Genomic DNA, 21,242 nt, shown 5'->3' on the forward strand with positions numbered 1-21,242 from the left:
CACAATGTTTATCAGCGTTGTGTCGGTCAGTGGTGGCGCATTATAGGGAGTTCTTTGACGCTGGCAAGCATTTATTTGAAAAAAAACCTTCATTTGAAGATTTTTTCTTCAACGTGATGACATAAAGAACAAAAAGCCTATTTTTTGATGCCTTTAATTGCTTTAGGTAAGTCTGCAAGACTATTTATTATCAAATCAGCCGCTTGTTCAGCTTCAGTGGTAACGGGTTTACCTGTGCGAACCAATACCTTAGTGCCAATTTTTGCCAGAGTCGCAGCTTGCATATCTTCGAGTTTGTCACCAATCATAAAAGAAGCCGTCATATCAATACCAAGTTCCCTCTGCGCGTCCAGCAACATACCCGGCTGTGGTTTGCGGCAGTCACAACTCTTCTTATATTGTCCTTGAGTTGCATCTGGGTGATGAGGGCAATAATAGATGCCATCCAAATCCACACCACGGTCTGCTAGAGACCAATCCATCCATTCCGTCAGTTGCAAAAATTGATCTTCATTGAAAATGCCACGGGCAATACCTGACTGGTTTGTGACTAATACCAGTGCATACCCCATTTTTTTCAATTCAATCATGGCTTCAATGACACCATCGATAAATTGAAAATCATCTATTTCATGTACATAACCATGATCGATATTTATTGTTCCGTCACGATCTAAAAATACGGCAGGAATACCTTGTGTCACCCGATTGCTCCAAGAATGTAAGAAGCCCTCAGTATCGCACGATTTAGCCATGAATGAGAATGCAGCAATTAATTTATTCACAGTTGACTTAGACGTCTAGACACCTTAACATCCGATTCAACGGGTGGTTTGCTTTCTCAAAAATGTTCAAGCTATCAATTTTCAAAATTTTTATAAAAATAAATAAGAATAAAAATGATAAAACTGTCTCATATCAATAAAATATTCCAGCAGGGTGCCCGTTCTATTAACGCGCTTTCAGATATCAGCCTACATGTTCCGCAAGGGCAAATTTACGGGGTCATTGGTTCATCCGGCGCAGGTAAAAGTACACTGATTCGCTGTGTAAATATGCTTGAGCGTCCAACTTCCGGGCAAGTACTGGTCGATGGTCAGGATTTAACTATCTTATCTGATAGTGATTTAACCCGTGCACGTCGTCGTATCGGCATGATTTTCCAGCATTTCAATTTGCTGTCTTCAAGAACAGTGTTTGGCAACATAGCTTTACCTTTGGAATTAGATAACATTCCAAAGGCCGAAATCAAAAAGCGGGTAGACGAGTTATTGGAGCTTGTTGGTCTTGCAGATAAGCATGATGCTTATCCAGCAAATCTCTCTGGCGGACAGAAGCAACGTGTTGCTATTGCTCGTGCTCTGGCTAATTCACCTAAAGTACTTTTATGTGATGAAGCAACCAGCGCTCTGGATCCCGCAACAACACGTTCTATTCTGGAATTATTGAAAGACATTAATCGCCGTCTGGGGCTAACCATTCTGTTGATTACACATGAAATGGATGTCGTCAAACGTATTTGTGATCAGGTAGCCGTTATTAGTGGCGGGCAATTGATTGAACAAGACATTGTTAGTGAAGTGTTCTCTCATCCCAAAACACCTATCGCTCAGGCATTTATTCAGTCAACTTTGCATCTGGATATCCCTGAAGATTATGTACAAAAAATGCAAAGCCACCCAGCACCAGATCTTAGTCCATTATTGAAATTAGAGTTCACCGGTCAGTCTGTAGATGCTCCACTAATTTCAATGGCTGTACGTCGTTTTGATATTGATATGAATATATTAAGTTCTCAAATCGACTATGCCGGTGGCGTAAAATTTGGTGTGATGCTAGCGGAATTACACGGTGAAAATGGCGGCGTTGAATCAACGATTAAGTTTTTACAAGATCATCATGTGAAAGTAGAGGTTCTCGGTTATGTCTGAAGGAATGATTTTATTACTGGCTAAAGGCGTCTGGGAAACTCTAGTAATGACTTTTGTTTCTGGTTTCTTTGGCTTCATTATCGGGTTGCCAATAGGTGTATTGTTATATGTCACCCGTCCCGGTCAAATTATGGAAAATAGCAAACTCTATCGTTTTCTTTCAGCGATAGTTAATATTTTCCGTTCTATTCCATTTATTATTTTACTGGTGTGGATGATTCCTTTTACCAGACTAATTGTGGGAACATCGATCGGTTTACAAGCTGCCATTGTCCCATTAACCATAGGTGCTGCGCCATTTATTGCTCGTATGGTGGAAAATGCTTTATTAGAAATTCCATCGGGACTAATTGAAGCCGCCAGAGCAATGGGAGCAACCCCATTCCAGATTATAAAGAAAATTCTGTTACCTGAAGCATTACCTGGTTTGCTCAATGCAGCCACAATTACCCTCATTACTTTAGTCGGTTATTCCGCAATGGGAGGTGCTGTAGGTGCAGGTGGATTAGGGCAGATTGGCTACCAATACGGTTATATCGGCTATAATGCAACAGTAATGAATACCGTGTTAGTATTACTGGTTATTTTAGTTTATTTAATTCAATTAAGTGGTGACCGTTTAGTCAAGGCCACAACACATAAATAATAAGATCATTTTAATAGCAGTACCTGTGTCGGTACTAATAAATCAGTATTCTATAGGGGTAAAGTATGTCTGTTAAATTAAGAACAATCGCAACTATCAGCGCTCTTTTAGGTTCATTAATTTTGGCGGGTTGTGGGCAAGAAAAACAAGACCCAAACCATATTAAAGTCGGCGTTATCGTCGGCGCAGAGCAGGAAGTTGCTGAAATTGCGAAAAAAGTTGCTAAAGATAAGTATGGTCTTGATGTAGAGTTAGTAACCTTTAATGATTTTGTATTACCAAACGAAGCGCTGAGTAAAGGTGATATTGATCTGAATGCATACCAGCACAAACCCTATATGGATCAGCAAATCAAAGACCGTGGTTATAAGATGGTCATAGTTGGCAACTCTTTTGTTTATCCAATTGCGGGTTATTCCAAAAAAATTAAATCTTTGGATGAATTGCAGGATGGCTCCCAAATTGCGTTACCAAACGATCCAACGAACTTAGGCCGTTCTTTAATACTGTTACAGAAACAAGGTCTAATTAAACTGAAAGATGGCATAGGTTTATTGCCAACAGTTCTAGATATTGTTGAAAACCCTAAGAATCTAAAACTAGTCGAACTGGAAGCACCACAATTACCACGTTCACTGGATGATCAAAAAATTGCTCTGGCAATCATCAATACGACATATGCAAGCCAGATTGGCCTGACTCCAGCAAAAGATGGTTTATTCGTTGAAGATAAAGATTCTCCATATGTAAACCTACTGGTTAGTCGAGAAGATAATAAAGATGCCGAAAACGTTAAGAAATTCGTTAAGGCATATCAATCCGACGAAGTTGATGAAGCTGCCAATAAGATCTTTAATGGTGGTGCTGTGAAAGGTTGGTAATCTTTCATATTACGCTCATCGATATTAGAATAATCAGGCGGACAGATTGTCCGCCTGATTTATTATGGCATCATATTTTCGGTATTATTTGTTAACCTGATCTACTCGCTTAACTCTAGCAGTAAAAATTCGAGGATCTATAATGCGTAAGCTACTTGCCTCTTTGTTAGCACTGTCCATAACAGGATGTTCAATACAACAAACAACATTTACTGACTCTTCCCAATTATCAGATATGAGACTCACAAGACTATCAACTGGCGAAAAAAAACATTTTTCCTCATCCGTAAAGTTATATACCAAGAGTGAAGAATTATTAAGTGCCTCATTTAAAGATTTAGGGATTGTTTCTGGTCAATCATGTCGCAGCTCCTTACAAGATCCACCAGCGAATATCACCGTGGCTCGCAACCAGATGATAACCAAAGCAGCTTATTTGGATGCTAACGCTGTTTTATTGCATCAATGCGAAATATTATCAGGCCAAGGATGCTACCAGATAGCGATATGTGAAGGTTCAGCCCTGCTTATCACCCAATGACCGATTTCCATTTCACGCAGATAGGGGTTATCCACTCCCCTTATAAAGAAAAATTTGCCGTTCCCCGCCAACCAGGTCTTATTGAAGATGGTGACGGGAAATTGGTGCTTCTCCCTCCCTATAATCAGCCGGATGCAGTCCGTGGTCTGGAACAATTTAGTCATTTGTGGGTTATTTTTATCTTCCATCAAACAATAGAAGGCGGCTGGAAACCAATGGTGCGTCCTCCTCGTTTAGGCGGCAATGCAAAAATGGGCGTATTCGCAACCCGTTCGACTTTTCGACCAAACCCAATTGGTATGTCTCTGATTGAACTTAAAGGGATCGAATACAAGAAAGGTCAAGTTACTCTGGAACTGGGGAGCCTGGATTTAGTTGATGGTACGCCTGTTATTGATATTAAGCCTTATTTACCTTTTGCTGAATGTCAGCCACATGCCGTGGCAGGTTTTGCACAGCAAGCCCCTTCTATCAATATGGAAGTGATATTTTCGCCTGATGCTGAGCAACAACTCATCTCAGTTCAAAACATTTATCCGAACTTACGCCGCTTTATCAGCCAAGTTTTGGCACAAGATCCTCGTCCTGCTTACCGGAAAGGAGAACAGGAAAATCGGGAATATGCAGCTCATTTATTGGATTTTAATGTGCGCTGGAGAATCTGTGGCGCATTAACCGAAGTGGTCTCCATAGATCCCCATTAAAAATCAGCATATACCCTTTTGGCATCTTAAACTCACTGGTAGACTAAAGGCTTATTTTCATTTTTTTATTGGCTGGCAAATTTTTGCCAGTCAGAAGCAATTTGCTGCTCTAATGGAACCTAACAATGCGTACTAGCCAATATCTGCTCTCTACATTAAAAGAGACGCCTGCCGATGCGGAGGTTGTCAGCCATAAGCTGATGCTGCGTGCGGGCATGATCCGTAAACTCGCTTCAGGTCTGTATAATTGGATGCCTACAGGTATCCGTGTACTCAAAAAAGTCGAAAAAATTGTTCGAGAAGAGATGAACAATGCCGGAGCGATTGAAATATCTATGCCCGTCGTACAGCCGGCAGATCTATGGCAAGAAAGTGGCCGTTGGGAACAATATGGTCCAGAATTACTGCGTTTTGTTGACCGAGGTGATCGTCCTTTTGTACTAGGTCCAACTCATGAAGAGGTCATCACCGATTTGATCCGCAATGAAGTCAGCTCATATAAGCAGTTACCACTGACTTTATTCCAGATTCAGACTAAATTTCGCGATGAAGTTCGCCCTCGTTTCGGTGTGATGCGTTCCCGTGAATTCCTAATGAAAGACGCTTACTCTTTCCATGCTACCCAGGCATCATTACAAGAAACTTACGACAACATGTACGAAGCCTACAGCAAAATTTTTACTCGTATAGGTTTAGATTTTCGTGCTGTCCTGGCAGACACCGGTTCCATCGGTGGTAGTGCTTCCCATGAGTTTCAGGTTCTGGCAGCCAGTGGAGAAGATGATATCGTTTTCTCAACTGAATCCAATTACGCAGCTAATATTGAATTAGCCGAAGCTGTTGCCCCCGTTCATGATCGCGCAGCACCAACAGAAAAAATGCATCTGGTAGAAACTCCAAATGCAAAAACAATTGCAGAACTGGTTGAGCAATTCAATCTGCCAATTGAGAAAACCGTTAAAACCCTGATGGTTCACGCAACAGAAGACGCAGGTCATAAATTGATTGCCTTACTGGTTCGCGGCGACCACGAGCTTAATGGAATCAAAGCAGAGAAATTATCTTTAGTTGCCAGCCCACTGACTTTTGCTACCGAAGAAGAGATTCGCTCAATTGTTGGCGCAGGCCCGGGTTCATTGGGACCTGTCAATCTGCCAATACCCGTTATTATCGACCGCAGTGTGGCAGTAATGAGTGACTTTGGCGCAGGCGCCAATATCGATGACAAACACTATTTCGGCATCAACTGGGAGCGTGATCTGCCGCTACCAGAAGTTGCTGATATCCGTAATGTTGTTGAAGGTGATGCCAGTCCAGATGGTAAAGGGACATTACTCATCAAACGTGGTATTGAAGTTGGCCACATCTTCCAACTTGGCACCAAATATTCTGATGCCATGAAAGCGGCGGTTCAAGGCGAAGACGGTCACAATCAGATAGTCACTATGGGCTGTTATGGTATTGGTGTTACTCGTATTGTCGCCGCAGCGATTGAACAAAATCACGATGACCGCGGTATCATCTGGCCTGATGCAATTGCACCATTCCAAGTTGCTATTTTGCCAATGAATATGCACAAGTCATACCGTGTTAAAGAAGTTGCAGAGAAATTGTATGCTGATCTACGCGCTAGCGGTATTGATGTTATTTTTGATGATCGCAAGGAACGCCCAGGCGTGATGTTTGCCGATATGGAGCTTATCGGTGTACCACACACTATCGTTATTGGTGACCGTAATCTCGATAATGGAGAAGTAGAATATAAACATCGTCGCGGTGATGAAAAACAGATGCTGAAACTAGACGATATTGTTGATTACTTGAAGCAACAACTTGGTTGTTAATTAAGATTATTGCAGTAATTTATTGAATAATATGGTGATAATGGTCATATCGCAACAGAGCATTTTACGTTTCTTGCCCATTATCACCATATATACTAAAACTAGAATTATTTCTTCATATTACAAGATTTCGATTTATCGAAATGGATTTTACCTGTCTGAATCAAAGCGGAATCAAATTGCCCATCTTCCATTGAAGGACGGACGCTGTAATAACCTTCAACTTCAACATAAACCGGCGTTCCACCTTCCACACCGACTTGGTGATAGCCTTGCTCCAAATCCAGACTTTCCGTTACAGCATACCGCTTACCTGTACTACAATCTGTAAACAAAGCAGCATCAGCCATATAACTGTATTCACCCGCCAGTTTCTTCGGTTTTACCCGTTGCAGTTCATAATTGAATGATGATTCAATTTTATTGCCTTCAATATCGAGCATTACCAGGTTTTCACCTTTCGGCAGATAATAAGATTTCTGGTCATCTGATTTTGTCAGGTGAATTTTCTCTCCATCTTTCGCCCATAGACCGGATTCAAAGAATGACTGGTCACCATCACGAGTATCAAGATAAGTTTGTTCCAGAATATAAGTACCGTCATTATCCAATAACAGTGTGGTATCAATACCAGAACAATCAGCGCAAGGAATAGTACCATGAAAAGTCTGATCTACTGGCTGTGAACTCGTTTGCTGTGCTGAGTTACCTTTACATCCCATCAAAGCAGACACGCCCACTGCAACTAACGCTGTCAAAAGTTTTTTATTCACATTTATCTCCACACAGTATAATGAACTCTATAATTCTCATCTTATAAGTAACACAAGGAACATAGCGATTATTCAAGCCTAATAGCGTAAGTACCGTCCTTCTTAAGGATGTTACCCAATAATAGTAAAATAACGTGGACCGATTTTAATACTTTTGTCAGGAACTTGCTGTGAAATAAGACTTTTATTTATTTACTGTTCAGAATGAATAACCAAAGTTATTCATTAATCACGATTGATTTCCTGTGCTATAGTCATTAACAGTGCTTTTGAGTTACAATTTTTAACAACCACGGGCGGCAATAACCGCCACTAACCATAGTGGTGAGCGAATATGTCTATAAATACTGAATATCAACCAATTAACTGTGACGACTACGACAATCTTGAGTCAACTTGCCAACATCAGCTCCATCTCCACATAAAGTTGCGGGGCGGGGAAGTTATTGAAGGAAAAGCCTGTGATTTGGTTTTAAGAAAAAAAGTTGAATACTTGATAATTGAAACAGAAGGTAAACCCCGTGAATTGCGGTTAGATCATATTGCCAGTTTCAGTCATCCTAAAATTGGCACTATTACTATTGAACACTCTGAATCTTGATAGAAAACAGCCGCCTTTGGCGGCTTAACGTTTTATTTTAACAGCGTTTTATGCCAGTTAATTGTTAACATTTCTCTTCCTTCTGCCGCTTCACTTCCCTTGGTAACAAAAACACCTAACGCCGCGATCAATTGTTCGTTGTAATAAAGCAATGGAATTCGTTCTCTAAACCACGGAGCGACCCCAAGCTCTTGCCACAATTTTTTACTATGCCGGGAGTGTTGACGCCCCACAATACTTATCATTCCCTGGACACCAAAGCGAATAGTCACTCGTTCATTATCAGCCGGGACCCTTACTTGAATACCGCAATCAGAAATATTCAATTCTCCTAAGCGATCCGGTAATACCAAAGTATTGCAAATATCCCACTCAAGAATAGTCTTTCTCAACGATTGACACTGAGGAACCAGCCAGAGTTTTTGCTTATAACGGCGTACATCATATTTACCAAATTGTAGACGAGGCTCAGCATCAGTACGAGCAAGCGCCACCTCATACCAAAGCCGGTTAAGCTGCTCTCGTGAAGGCATTTTCATCTCATGGTAACCAAACCAACGGCGTAACAAAGCATTTCGTTTGGCTTCTGAACATACAGCCAAAGACGAAATACCCAAAGCACCATCTTGAGTTATCAGCTCTTTCAAAGACTCATTCAGTAATTCATCCAGAAGCTGCTCTTGTTCACCACATAAACTTGCACTACGAGCAACAGATTGTGGGAAATGCGGCCAACGTTGATTCAGTAACGGCATGATATGTAAGCGCAGAAAATTTCTGTCATAACGATCATCTTGATTACTGTCGTCTTCAATCCAATTCAGACGATGTTTACTGGCATACATTTCCAATTCATTCCGGCCATAGCCAAGTAACGGACGTAACAATAATGTATCAGCAAACACAGCGATTGAAGGCATAGAAGCAAGACCTGCCGGACCACTACCTCGCTTTAATGCCAGTAAAAAAGTCTCCGCTTGATCATCAAGATGTTGAGCTGTTACCAAAACTTCATCTTTTTGTAATTCGCGCTTGAATACCTGATATCGAGCATCGCGAGCCGCAGCCTCAATCCCCTTTTGACGAGCATCTATCGTGACTCTTGCAGAATGAAACGCCACTTTCCAGTCATCACAAATCTGCTGGCAATGTTCAACCCACTGATCTGCTTTTAGGTTTAAACCGTGGTGAATATGCATTGCTCTTAGTTGAATTTCCTGATTATGTTGATTACGCCAATTAACCAGCAAATGAAGCAAAACAGAGGAATCTAGCCCACCACTGAATCCAACCAGAATTTTCTTATATTCACCAAGCTGTTTAGCCAAAGTGACAAATAGTCGCTCATTAATGTTTGTCATTACAGATTCAAGCGTTCTCTAATATGCAATAATATGAATTTGTTATCGCTTATTTTATTCAGTTTAAGATCACTGCCCGTTAATAACGTTTTTCGTCACTTTCATTAAAAAGACAAAATAAATAAAACAGAAATAATAAGGGATGGAAGTAGCTGAAATTTATCAGTTACAATCATTTCCATCCCTCATTCAAACAATGAGTTCAGATATCAACAATAACCATATTGCATTAAGCGCTGATATCGGCGGTCGATTAACTCTTCTGATGTCAAATGATCAAGCTCTGCTAGATCAACCAACAACTGAGCTTTCAACGACGCGGATATTACTTCATAGTCACGATGAGCGCCACCTAATGGCTCTGAGATCACAGCATCGACCAACTCCAACTCTTTCAAACGAGGTGCAATAATCCCCATCGCTTCTGCCGCCAAAGGTGCTTTTTCCGCGCTTTTCCACAAAATTGAGGCACAACCTTCTGGGGAGATAACAGAATAAGTACTATATTGCAGCATATTCACTTTATCACCAACACCAATCGCCAATGCACCACCAGAGCCACCTTCACCAATCACGGTACAAATAACAGGCACAGACAGGCGAGACATTTCACGCAAGTTGCGAGCAATCGCCTCAGATTGGCCACGCTCTTCTGCACCAACCCCTGGATATGCACCAGGAGTATCAATGAAAGTAATAATTGGCAGTTTAAAGCGTTCTGCCATTTCCATCAGGCGCAAAGCCTTACGATATCCTTCCGGCGCCGGCATACCGAAATTACGGCGAATTTTTTCTTTGGTTTCACGGCCTTTTTGGTGACCAATAACCATCACTGGACGCCCATCAAGACGAGCCAGACCACCAACAATTGCTTTGTCATCAGCATAAGCACGATCACCAGCAAGCTCTTCAAAATCAGTAAAAATATGCTGAATGTAGTCCAACGTATAAGGACGACGTGGGTGCCTGGCAAGCTGAGCAACTTGCCAGGCACCTAAATCTGAAAAGATTTTACGAGTCAATTCCAGACTTTTTTCTCGCAAACGTTGTACCTCTTCATCCAGATTTATATCTAATTTTTCACCTTGACGGCTAACTGCGGTTAGCGAATCAATTTTCGCTTCCAGCTCGGCAATCGGCTGTTCAAATTCAAGAAAATTCAGACTCATAACATTCCTATTTTAGTCAAATTCTAATTCTACCTGCTCATTACCCAGCAGAGTTCGCAAATCTGTCAGAAGGTTATCCGTTGGCGTTACCCTCCACGTCGCACCAAATCTTAAACGGGCGCGGGCGTCTTCCCTCTGGTAATAAAGATGAACTGGTATCGTTCCCGAACGATGTGGTTCCAATGCACTACGAAGACGGTTCAACAATTGATCATCAATTTGCCTGTCTGACAGCGAGATAGCAAGCCCACGCGCATATTTTTCACGCGCTTCACTAATATCCATTAATTCACGAGCTGTCATTTTAAGACCGCCATTGAAGTCATCAAAGCTGACCTGCCCTGTAGCAATTAATATCCGGTCTTGTTCTAACAAATGCCGATATTTCTCCAAGGCATCGGAAAATAACATAACTTCTAGACGTCCTGAACGGTCATCTAAGGTACAAATACCAATCCGGTTACCCCGTTTGGTTATAATCACTTTGGATGCTAACACTAACCCTATCACAGTCGTTACCTGACCGCGCGGTGTTGGATTCACATCTTTTAACCTCAATCCATTAGTATAGCGCTCAATTTCTTTTAAATAACGAGTAATAGGATGCCCGGTTAAATAGAGACCCAACGTTTCCCGTTCACCGTCAAGAACAATCTGTTCCGGCCATTGAGGAATATTGGCATAAGAGCGTTCCACTTCTTCTGGCTCTTCAGCTAATACACCAAACATGTCAGTCTGACCAGTAGCTTCCGCTTTAGCATGTTGATCCGCCGCTTTTAGGGCATCTTCCAGCGTAGACATCAATGCTGCACGGTGCGGCCCCAAACGGTCAAATGCCCCTGACATGATCAGTTTTTCCATCACTCGGCGACTTAACTTCTTGATGTCAACACGGGCACATAAATCAAACAGTTCTCTAAAATAACCACCTTTCTGACGAGCTTCGATGATCGCTTCAATCGGCCCTTCACCTACCCCTTTAATTGCACCGATACCATATACGATCTCCCCGTCATCATTAACGTGGAAATGATACAAGCCACTATTGATATCAGGTGGTAAGATTTTCAACCCCATGCGCCAGCATTCATCAATCAAACCAACAACTTTTTCTGTATTATCCATATCAGCAGTCATTACCGCAGCCATGAATTCAGCCGGGTAATGTGCTTTCAACCATAAGGTTTGATAAGAAACCAAGGCATACGCAGCAGAGTGAGATTTGTTAAATCCGTAACCGGCAAACTTTTCTACCAGGTCAAAGATTTTCATTGCCAGTTGGCCATCAATACCCAGTTTTTTTGCTCCGTCTTCAAAGACAGAACGCTGCTTAGCCATCTCCTCCGGTTTTTTCTTGCCCATCGCTCGTCGGAGCATATCTGCACCACCGAGAGTATATCCCGCCAGCACCTGAGCAATCTGCATCACTTGTTCTTGGTAAAGGATAATGCCGTAAGTTGGCTCTAACACTGGCTGTAAAGATTCGTGCTGCCATTGTATATCCGGGTATGAGATCTCTTCCCGACCGTGTTTACGGTCAATGAAGTTATCCACCATGCCTGATTGCAAAGGACCTGGACGGAATAAAGCAACAAGCGCGATCATATCTTCGAAGCAGTCGGGACGCAGACGTTTAATCAGATCCTTCATACCACGGGATTCAAGCTGAAATACCGCTGTTGTTTCAGCGCGTTGCAACATATCAAAGCTTTTAGCGTCACTCAGCGGAATTGCTGCAATATCAATCGGCTCCAGACCTTTCTTCGCTCTACGCGCGTTGATCATCTCTAATGCCCAGTTGATAATGGTCAGTGTCCTCAGTCCGAGGAAATCAAATTTCACCAACCCTGCATATTCCACATCGTTCTTATCAAACTGAGTAACCGGGTTCAAACCTTCCGGGTCACAATAGAGAGGCGAAAAATCGGTGATTTTAGTTGGAGCGATAACCACCCCACCCGCGTGTTTCCCGGCATTACGAGTAACACCTTCCAATTTACGCGCCATATCTATCAGCGCCTTAACTTCCTCATCCGCTTCATAGATTTCAGGAAGTTGTGGCTCCGCGGCAAATGCTTTCTCCAGCGTCATACCTGGATCAAGCGGTATCAATTTAGAAATCCGATCAACAAATCCGTATGGATGCCCTAGCACTCGGCCAACATCCCGGATTACCGCTTTCGCTGCCATTGTACCGAATGTGATGATCTGAGATACGGCGTCACGGCCATATATATCAGCCACATGATCAATCACCAGATCGCGTTTTTCCATACAGAAATCGACGTCAAAATCAGGCATCGAAACACGTTCAGGGTTTAGGAATCGTTCAAATAGCAGGTCAAATTCCAAAGGATCGAGATCGGTTATTTTCAGGGCATAAGCCACCAAAGAACCAGCCCCCGAACCACGTCCAGGACCTACAGGAACACCGTTGTCTTTCGACCACTGAATGAATTCCATCACGATCAGGAAGTAGCCAGGAAATCCCATCTGGTTGATAACCCGAAGTTCAACATCGAGTCTCTCATCATATTCAGGACGTTTTTCTGCACGTACTTTAGGATCCGGATAGAGAAATGCCAAGCGTTCTTCCAACCCTTGTTTAGATCTATCTATCAGATAATCTTCAGTACTCATTTCTCCCGTAGGGAATTGCGGCAGGAAATATTCACCAAGGCGAATAGTGACATTACAGCGCTTAGCAATTTCTACACTGTTCTCCAGCGCTTCAGGAATATCAGCGAATAGTTCACACATTTCCTGTTCACTACGCAGATATTGCTGAGGACTGTAATTTTTCGGGCGTTTGGGATCGGCCAAAGTATAGCCATCATGAATCGCTACGCGAATCTCATGTGCATCAAAATCTTCGCTATCAATGAAACAAACATCATTAGTTGCAACGACTGGCAGGTTTTTTTCCGTTGCCAGTGCAACTGCGGCATGAAGATAACTTTCTTCATCTGCACGCCCAGTGCGGATCAACTCCAAATAATAACAGCCGGGAAAATGCTCCTGATAAAACTCAAGGCATTGGTCCACCATGACCTGATTACCACGTAGCAGGAATTTACCCACATCCCCCATACGGCCACCAGAGAGTAAGATTAGACCTTCTTTATGGTTTATCAGCCATTCTAGTTTAATTGTCGGACCAATCGCACCATATCCCTTCTGATAAGCCTCTGATATCAGCAACGTCAGGTTATGATAACCGGTATTATTGCGCGCAAGAATGGTGAGGCTAGCGTACTCATCACCAAGCAGTTCACTTTCTACATAGAAATCAGCACCAATAATCGGTTTTACTCCTGCTCCATGAGCACTGCCGTAAAATCTCACCAACCCACACAAATTAGTAAAATCAGTGATCGCAAAAGCCGGCATACCTAACTGCGCAACTTTTTTCACTAAAGGGCTGGTTTTGGCTAAGCCATCAATCATTGAATAGTCGCTGTGAACACGTAAGTGCACAAAACGGGGTTCGGCCATATATTTATCCAGATGATATCAATTTGAAGAATAGCGGTATTCAGTCAACCAGTTTACTTAAAAGCCAATCGCTCTCTTAACTGGCGCAAAGCTTTTACGATGATGTTCTGTCGCACCCAACTGAGCCAACTTTTCTAAATGAAATGCGGTCGGGTACCCTTTATGCTTAGCAAATCCATATTCAGGAAACAGTTGATCAAGTTCAGCCATTTCCCGATCTCTGGTAACTTTTGCCAAGATAGAAGCGGCACTGATTTCAGCAACAAGTCCATCGCCTTTTATCACCGCTTGTGCTGGCATAGGTAATTTAGGGCAACGATTACCATCAATCAGCACATATTCAGGAGAAATAGGCAAATTAGCCACAGCCCTCTGCATCGCAAGCATAGTTGCATGCAGGATATTCAATTGATCAATTTCCGCCGGTTCTGCACGCCCTAAACTCCAGTACAACGCTTTTTCTGTGATCTCCAGATACAGTGCCTCACGGCGTTTTTCACTCAGTTTTTTAGAATCAGCCAAACCCACTATCGGCCGTAACGGATCTAAAATCACAGCCGCAGTTACAACTGCACCCACTAACGGGCCTCGACCAACTTCATCAACCCCAGCAATCAGACTCGCCTGAGGATATATAAATTCCATCATTTTCCTGCCAATTCCAACACGGCTTGTGCTGCTTGTTCGTCAGCATTACAACGAATGCTTTCATGCAAATGTAAAAATGTCTGTTTCAATACTTCAACTTTTTCATTGCTTTGTAGTAACGGCAACAATTTATCTGCAAGTTTTTGCGGCTGACATTCTTCCTGCAATAATTCTTTAACTAACTCTTCACCGGATAATAAGTTAGGCAATGAAACATAAGGCGTTTTTACCAGACGTTTTGCCAACCAGAAAGTTAATGGCTTCATCCGGTAACCAACCACCATTGGACATTTTGCCAACATACATTCCAAAGCAGCGGTACCAGAGGCCAAAAGTGCAGCATTACTTGCAATCATGATTTCTCGCGCTTTGCCATCCACAAGATGAACATTCAGCTCTGGCGCAACTTCCTGCTTAATGCGCTCAAATTGTTCACGCCGTTTAACATTCACCAACGGCACAAATACATGCAGATCAGGTATGCTTTGCTGCAATAACTGAGCTGTTTTAAGAAAATCCGCACTCAGCATCTCAACCTCAGAATGACGACTCCCAGGCAATAAAGCCAAGCAAACAGCCTCTGGCGGAATATCTAATAGTTCACGCGCCGCTGCTTTATTTGGTTGCAATGGCATGGCATCCGCCATCGTATGTCCAATAAACCGGCACGGAACATTAAACTTATCGTAAAACGCTTTTTCAAAAGGTAAGAAAGCGAGAACCATATCTGTAGCTTTACCAATTTTGAAAACACGTTTTTGCCGCCAAGCCCATACCGACGGACTAACATAATGAATAGTGCGAATGCCTCGCTGTTTTAACCGACCTTCCAAGGTGATATTGAAATCCGGCGCATCAATACCCACAAATACATCAGGTTTCAATTCAGTAAAACGGGTTGTCAGATCCTTACGTATTTTCAGCAAACGAGGCAAACGTTCAAGAACTTCAACAACCCCCATTACTGCTAGCTCTTCCATCTCATACCAAGCTTCACAACCTTCAGCCTGCATAAGAGGACCCGCCACACCGACAAAACGGGCATTAGGTACTTTTGTTTTTAAAGCACGAATCAAACCTGCACCAAGGATATCACCGGAGGTTTCTCCGGCGATTAATCCAATAGTCAGCGGACGCAGACTATCAATAGAAGAAATGGTAGCCAAAGGAGTATCCTTCATCTACTTAACGGATAATGCCGCGGGTAGAATTTGCCAAAAAATCACTGAAAATCTTTACATGCTGATTATTTTCAGCCAGCTCAGCAATTTCTTGTTGTGCTTCTTCTAACGTTTTTCCGTTACGATACAAAATTTTGTACGCATTTCTAATTGCATGCAATGAATCTTTATCAAAACCACGGCGTTTTAGACCTTCGACATTAGTACCAAAAGGTGTTGCATGATTCCCCTGAGCAATAACATATGGCGGAATATCCTGCACCACACCAGAACATCCTCCCACCATAGCATGAGAGCCTATCTGACAGAACTGATGAATCGCACTCATACCACCAATGATGACATAATCACCCAGGATAACATGCCCTCCCAAAGTACCATTATTAGCAATGACACAACGATCACCGAGAATACAGTCATGAGCGATATGGGCATTAATCATCAACAAATTATCATTGCCGATTTTCGTTACACCGCCACCCTGCTCGGTACCACGATGAATGGTGACACTTTCGCGGATACGGTTACGATCACCAATTTCAACTCGGGTTGGTTCACCGTGATATTTCAGGTCCTGATTCATTTCGCCAATAGAAGCAAATTGAAAAATCTGGTTATCACGACCGATTTTGGTTATTCCATTGACAACAACATGAGATTTCAGCTCTGTACCTTCGCCAATTTCAACCTGAGAACCAATACAACAAAACGGTCCAATACGAACATTAGCACCGATAACCGCGCCATCTTCTATAATAGCGCTAGGATGTATATAAGCGGTTTCATCAATCATAGACTAGACCTCACGACGGCGAGCACACATCATTTCTGCTTCGCAAGCTACTTCTCCATCGACTTTCGCTACGCCTCTACAACGCGCAACCCCTCGACGCTCCTTAATAAATTCTACTTCTAATATCATTTGATCCCCAGGCACTACCGGACGTTTAAAACGGGCACCATCGATAGCGGCAAAATAATAGAGCTCATTTGGCTCTAGTTTACCCACACTCTTAAATGCCAGAATTCCGGTAGCCTGTGCCATAGCTTCAAGGATCAGAACGCCAGGGAAAATAGGTTTGCCGGGAAAATGTCCCTGAAAGAAGGGTTCGTTAAAAGATACATTTTTTACTGCACGTAAGAATTTACCTTCCTCAAAATCAAGAACGCGATCCACCAATAAAAACGGATAACGATGTGGAAGTAGATCTAAAATTTCTTCAATGTGCAGAGTATGATTATCACTCATCTAAATACTCTTCCTGTCAAAAAGGACTAATTGTATTAACGACACGGCCCGCTTAAACCCCAAATCCAGAGTTCCCAGGCAGGCCGCAAAATAAGACACAACCAAAAATAAAAATATAGTGCAATTAAATCTAGTACAATTAAATATAGTGCAATTACTCGTTTTCGCCTTCCAGTTTACTCTCCATTGACTTAAGACGTTTATTCATTTCATTGATATTCATGACTAAAGCTGCCGTCTTACGCCAAACTTTATTTGGTTGTGCCGGAATGCCAGAGGAGTATACACCAGGTTCAGTGATAGGACGCATCACCATACTCATTCCCGTGACTGTTACCTTATCACAGATTTCCATATGTCCATTAATTACACTGGCGCCGCCAATCATACAGTAACAACCAATTTTCAGACTACCGGCCATGATCACACCGCCAGCAACTGCCGTATTGTCACCAATGATAACATTATGAGCGATCTGACACTGGTTATCGATAATGACGCCATTGCCAATAATGGTATTATCCAGGGCTCCCCGATCGATCGTCGTACAAGCGCCAATCTCAACCCGGTCACCAATAATAACTGAACCTAATTGAGGGATTTTAACCCACTTACCACGATCATTCGCATAGCCAAAACCATCAGACCCAATCACTGCTCCTGATTGGATCAAACACTGTTCACCCATTTCAATATTGTGATAAACAGAGACATTCGCCCAAAGACGACCTCCCGCGCCAATACGCGTATTTTTACCAATAAAGCAGCCTGCGCCGATAACCACATTGTCACCAAGCACAACGCCAGACTCGATAACCGCATTGGCTCCAACAGCAACATTCTTACCCAAAGTCGCCAGAGGTGAAATCACCGCAGAAGGGTGAATATCCTGTGCGGGAACCGGTGTTGTATCCATAATCTGAGCCATATAGGCATATGCCAGATAAGGATTGGCGACAACCAACGCAGGAATATTGCAATAAGGAAGATCTGACGCCTGGAGAACGACAGCGGCTGCCTGACATTCACCTAAACGCTCACGGTAACGACTGTCAGACAAAAAAGTGATCTGCTCGCTATTGGCAGAATGCATTGGTGCAATACTGGTGATAACAATATCGCCATCACCATGTAATTGTGCATTCAACTGCTGAGCTAAATCAGCCAATCGAATTGAAGACATCTATTATTTAACCTGTTTCAATACACTTGCAGTAATATTTTTGCCAGATACTGAATAAGCAACAGCATTCGCATCAATAACGACGTCATAGCCTTCTTTGCCAGCAACTACTTTGATTGCGTCCTGAATACGACTTAGAATTTTGTTGCGTTCTTCCATCTCGCGACGACGGTGATCTTGTTCAAAAGCTTGAGCTTTTTTGGCAAATTCTTCACGCTTAGCCATCACATCTTTTTCCAGCTTAGTACGCTCACTGGATTTCATCGTAGAGCCATCGCGCTGTAATTTCTGGATTTTGGACTGCAAGTCAGTTTCCATCCGTTGCAGCTCAGATGCGCGGTTTTTAAACTCATTTTCCAACTGCTTCATAACAGCTTCACGGGCAGGCAACTGCTGGAAAATCTCACCGACATTGACAACGGCAATTTTGTCTGCTGCCTGAGCACCAGCAGAAAAAGCTAATGCAATACCAAAGCTTGCTGCACACAACAATTTTTTCACTATAAACTCCTTAAACCACGCTATCTGTAACAGATTGGAAAACTTAGTTAACGCTCTGAAACCTGCGATTTCAGAGCTTGCTCTATCAATAATAAGATAAAAACGCATTATCACCAGGTTTTGCCAATATTAAATTGGAATTGCTCTGATCTATCACCTTCGTAGTCTTTAATCGGCTTAGCATAAGAGAACACTAGCGGACCTAAAGGAGACATCCATTGCAATGCAATACCCGCCGAAACGCGGATATTACCTGGTTTACTATAATCAGGTATACCTTTGCTTTTCATCACCGCAGAATCATTCCAATCGGTATCCCAAACCGTACCTGAATCAATAAAGAATGAAGTTCGGACAGAATTCGAATACTTACTATCAAGGAATGGCGTTGGCGTAATTAACTCAAGGCTGGCTACCGCCATTGCGTTACCACCTACAGCATCACGAGATGGACTCTCTTTCTTAGGCGACCCATCCTTATTCAGGTAAATAGCCTTAGGACCGATATTGTTAGATCGGAAACCACGAACCGTACTGGAGCCGCCTGCATAGAAGTTTTCATAGAATGGCAACTCTTTACCACCTAATCCATCCCCATACCCTAAACGGCTACGTCCCAAAATCACCCAAGTACGATCATCATTAATTGGATAATAGGCGGAAGTATCAAGAGTCACTTTGTAAAATTCGTTATCCGAACCAGGAATAGTCACTTTACCATTCAGAGTCGACTTCACGCCTGATGTTGGGAAGAAACCACGGTCAAGGTTGTTATATGTCCATCCCATAGTGAGAGCAAAGTCATCCGCTTTGAATTCGGCTTTACTTTCAAGATCAGGTTTCTCGCCCATAGACCTCAGATAACGCCACATTGCTACCTGAGGAAGCATTTCAGACAGAGAGTTATGAATATAATTTAAGCCAAAATTCAGGGAGTTATTTTCATTAATCGGGAAACCAAGGAAACCACTTATACCATAGCTTTGGTTAGTGTAACCGGATAATTCAGCATCATCAGCTCTGAAATCGTTGTAGAATACCCGACCGCCAAGACTCACGCCATTAATCGTAAAGTATGGATCAGTGAAGGAAAGCTCTGCGTAGGTTGAATAATCGTTCTTACTGGCATTAATTCCAACAGCGTTACCTGTACCCAACCAGTTATCCTGTTGAGCGCCAATTTGGAAACTAACGCCGCTTTCTGTGCCAAAACCAACACCAAAGTTCAAAGAGCCGGTATTACGTTCTTTAACTTTATAAACGACATCGACCTGATCAGGGCTGCCTGGTACACGCTGAGTTTCAACATCTACCGTTTCGAAATACCCCAAACGGTTAAGACGCTCTTTACCCAGTTCAACCAGATCACTCCCTAACCAAGCTCTTTCCATCTGACGCATTTCACGACGCAGAACAGAATCTTTAGTGGTGTCATTACCAGAGAAACGAATTTTACGAACATAGAAACGGTTACCCGCATCAATATTGACATGCAGTTTTACTGTCTTGTCTTGATCATTGATTTCAGGTTGCGTCATCACTCGTGGGTAAGCATAACCATAGCGACCAAGCAAATTCTTGATGTCATTTTCCATTTTAGTCACCTGAGTCCCGTTATACAGAGATCCAGGCTCAATGACAGCCAGTTTAGTAATTTCTGACTGATAACCCGCCATATTACCGTTCAGGTCAATACCTGATATTTTGTATTGATCCCCTTCAGTTATATTTATCGTGACATAAATACCTTTTTTATCTGGCGTCAAACTGACCTGAGTCGAATCAATGTTAAAACGGGCGTAACCGCGATCAAGGTAAAAACTGCGCAATGCTTCAAGGTCACCAGTCAGTTTTTGTTTCTGATATTTCTGATCGGCAGTCAAATTCCACCACGGCACATCATCTCTAAGTTGGAAACGATTCAATAACTCATCAGAAGAAAATGATTTATTACCGACAATGTTAATTTGCTGGATTTTTGCCGAAACACCTTCAGCGAAAACCAGTTTTAAATCGACACGGTTACGTGGAAGTGGCGTAACAACCGCTTTTACACTGGCGTTGTATTTACCCACACTATAATAGAAATCCTCTAATCCTCTTTCGATATTGGACAGCATCGTGCGGTCAAGGGCTTCTCCGACTCGAACATGAGATGCTTCAAGGTTTTGTTTCAACATGTCATCTTTCACCGATTTATTGCCGGAGAAAGTGATGCTGGCAATAGTCGGCCGTTCTTTTACCTGAACAATAAGTGTATTGCCATCACGCAGGACACGAACGTCTTCAAAGTTACCAGTAGCAAATAGTGCATGAATGGTACGACCGATATCTTCATCGCTGACCGTATCACCTACGCGAACTGGCATATTCAATAATGCTGCACCTACGGCGACGCGTTGAAGACCTTCAAAGTGAATATCCTGAACTACGAATCCGTCTGCACCGTATGCAGTGGCGCTGCCGAACAGCAGCGACGCTATGAGTAACTTTTTCATCGCCATCGTTGTAATGCGTCTTCCTAACCAGTCTTC

Annotated in this window: 19 protein-coding genes; 7 read left to right on the forward strand and 12 right to left on the reverse strand. The window is 42.6% G+C overall.

What is annotated here, in order from left to right; translation table 11 throughout:
* Positions 1–137: 137 nt before the first annotated feature.
* Positions 138–704, reverse strand: a complete 567-nt coding sequence (gene gmhB, locus BA1DRAFT_RS16240; RefSeq protein ID WP_036781208.1) for a D-glycero-beta-D-manno-heptose 1,7-bisphosphate 7-phosphatase — start codon at positions 702–704, stop codon at positions 138–140.
* 195 nt (positions 705–899) lie between these two features.
* Here gmhB and metN point away from each other — a divergent pair, with 195 nt between their 5' ends.
* The 6 genes from metN (at position 900) to proS (ending at position 6,547) form a co-directional block, all read left to right on the forward strand.
* A complete protein-coding gene (gene metN / locus BA1DRAFT_RS16245; RefSeq protein ID WP_036781210.1) occupies positions 900–1,931 on the forward strand; it encodes a methionine ABC transporter ATP-binding protein MetN in 1,032 nt (343 codons plus the stop codon).
* On the forward strand, positions 1,924–2,577 hold the full coding sequence (locus tag BA1DRAFT_RS16250) for a methionine ABC transporter permease MetI (RefSeq protein ID WP_036781212.1): 654 nt from the start codon (positions 1,924–1,926) through the stop codon (positions 2,575–2,577). Before metN ends, BA1DRAFT_RS16250 begins: the two co-directional genes overlap by 8 nt.
* 65 nt (positions 2,578–2,642) lie before the next feature.
* Entirely contained in the window at positions 2,643–3,458 is an 816-nt protein-coding gene (locus tag BA1DRAFT_RS16255; RefSeq protein WP_036781214.1) for a MetQ/NlpA family lipoprotein, read from the forward strand.
* A 142-nt stretch (positions 3,459–3,600) separates the two neighbouring features.
* Positions 3,601–3,999 (forward strand): Rcs stress response system protein RcsF, encoded by a 399-nt coding sequence (gene rcsF / locus BA1DRAFT_RS16260; RefSeq protein WP_036781217.1) that lies wholly within the window; start codon positions 3,601–3,603, stop codon positions 3,997–3,999.
* Positions 3,996–4,703 (forward strand): tRNA (N6-threonylcarbamoyladenosine(37)-N6)-methyltransferase TrmO, encoded by a 708-nt coding sequence (tsaA, locus tag BA1DRAFT_RS16265; RefSeq protein ID WP_036781219.1) that lies wholly within the window; start codon positions 3,996–3,998, stop codon positions 4,701–4,703. The genes rcsF and tsaA overlap by 4 nt, the downstream gene beginning before the upstream one ends.
* 125 nt (positions 4,704–4,828) lie before the next feature.
* A complete protein-coding gene (proS, locus tag BA1DRAFT_RS16270; RefSeq protein ID WP_036781221.1) occupies positions 4,829–6,547 on the forward strand; it encodes a proline--tRNA ligase in 1,719 nt (572 codons plus the stop codon).
* 107 nt (positions 6,548–6,654) lie between these two features.
* Here proS and nlpE read toward each other — a convergent pair whose 3' ends face one another.
* On the reverse strand, positions 6,655–7,320 hold the full coding sequence (nlpE, locus tag BA1DRAFT_RS16275; RefSeq protein ID WP_036781223.1) for an envelope stress response activation lipoprotein NlpE: 666 nt from the start codon (positions 7,318–7,320) through the stop codon (positions 6,655–6,657).
* A 334-nt stretch (positions 7,321–7,654) separates the two neighbouring features.
* Here nlpE and rof point away from each other — a divergent pair, with 334 nt between their 5' ends.
* Positions 7,655–7,921, forward strand: a complete 267-nt coding sequence (gene rof, locus BA1DRAFT_RS16280) for a Rho-binding antiterminator (protein ID WP_036781226.1) — start codon at positions 7,655–7,657, stop codon at positions 7,919–7,921.
* A 32-nt stretch (positions 7,922–7,953) separates the two neighbouring features.
* Here rof and tilS read toward each other — a convergent pair whose 3' ends face one another.
* From tilS to bamA, 10 genes are all read right to left on the reverse strand, one after another.
* Entirely contained in the window at positions 7,954–9,282 is a 1,329-nt protein-coding gene (gene tilS, locus BA1DRAFT_RS16285; RefSeq protein WP_036781228.1) for a tRNA lysidine(34) synthetase TilS, read from the reverse strand.
* Between the two features lie 209 nt (positions 9,283–9,491).
* Positions 9,492–10,451: an acetyl-CoA carboxylase carboxyl transferase subunit alpha gene (gene accA, locus BA1DRAFT_RS16290; protein ID WP_036781231.1), complete on the reverse strand. Its 960-nt coding sequence runs from the start codon at positions 10,449–10,451 to the stop codon at positions 9,492–9,494.
* Between the two features lie 12 nt (positions 10,452–10,463).
* Positions 10,464–13,946 (reverse strand): DNA polymerase III subunit alpha, encoded by a 3,483-nt coding sequence (dnaE, locus tag BA1DRAFT_RS16295; protein WP_036781234.1) that lies wholly within the window; start codon positions 13,944–13,946, stop codon positions 10,464–10,466.
* A gap of 57 nt (positions 13,947–14,003) precedes the next feature.
* Positions 14,004–14,594, reverse strand: coding sequence for a ribonuclease HII (gene rnhB / locus BA1DRAFT_RS16300; RefSeq protein ID WP_036781237.1), 591 nt, complete (start codon positions 14,592–14,594; stop codon positions 14,004–14,006).
* Positions 14,591–15,775 (reverse strand): lipid-A-disaccharide synthase, encoded by a 1,185-nt coding sequence (gene lpxB, locus BA1DRAFT_RS16305; protein ID WP_036781240.1) that lies wholly within the window; start codon positions 15,773–15,775, stop codon positions 14,591–14,593. Before lpxB ends, rnhB begins: the two co-directional genes overlap by 4 nt.
* A gap of 4 nt (positions 15,776–15,779) precedes the next feature.
* Entirely contained in the window at positions 15,780–16,568 is a 789-nt protein-coding gene (lpxA, locus tag BA1DRAFT_RS22690; RefSeq protein ID WP_036781242.1) for an acyl-ACP--UDP-N-acetylglucosamine O-acyltransferase, read from the reverse strand.
* 3 nt (positions 16,569–16,571) lie between these two features.
* Positions 16,572–17,024: a 3-hydroxyacyl-ACP dehydratase FabZ gene (fabZ, locus tag BA1DRAFT_RS22695; protein WP_036781244.1), complete on the reverse strand. Its 453-nt coding sequence runs from the start codon at positions 17,022–17,024 to the stop codon at positions 16,572–16,574.
* Positions 17,025–17,178: 154 nt separating this feature from the next.
* Positions 17,179–18,207, reverse strand: coding sequence for a UDP-3-O-(3-hydroxymyristoyl)glucosamine N-acyltransferase (gene lpxD / locus BA1DRAFT_RS16320; RefSeq protein WP_036781247.1), 1,029 nt, complete (start codon positions 18,205–18,207; stop codon positions 17,179–17,181).
* 3 nt (positions 18,208–18,210) lie between these two features.
* Entirely contained in the window at positions 18,211–18,708 is a 498-nt protein-coding gene (gene skp, locus BA1DRAFT_RS16325) for a molecular chaperone Skp (RefSeq protein WP_036781266.1), read from the reverse strand.
* 110 nt (positions 18,709–18,818) lie between these two features.
* Positions 18,819–21,212, reverse strand: coding sequence for an outer membrane protein assembly factor BamA (gene bamA, locus BA1DRAFT_RS16330; protein WP_036781269.1), 2,394 nt, complete (start codon positions 21,210–21,212; stop codon positions 18,819–18,821).
* Positions 21,213–21,242: the final 30 nt, after the last annotated feature.

The sequence above is a fragment of the Photorhabdus aegyptia genome (assembly GCF_000612035.1).
GTDB classification, from domain to species: Bacteria; Pseudomonadota; Gammaproteobacteria; order Enterobacterales; family Enterobacteriaceae; genus Photorhabdus; species Photorhabdus akhurstii.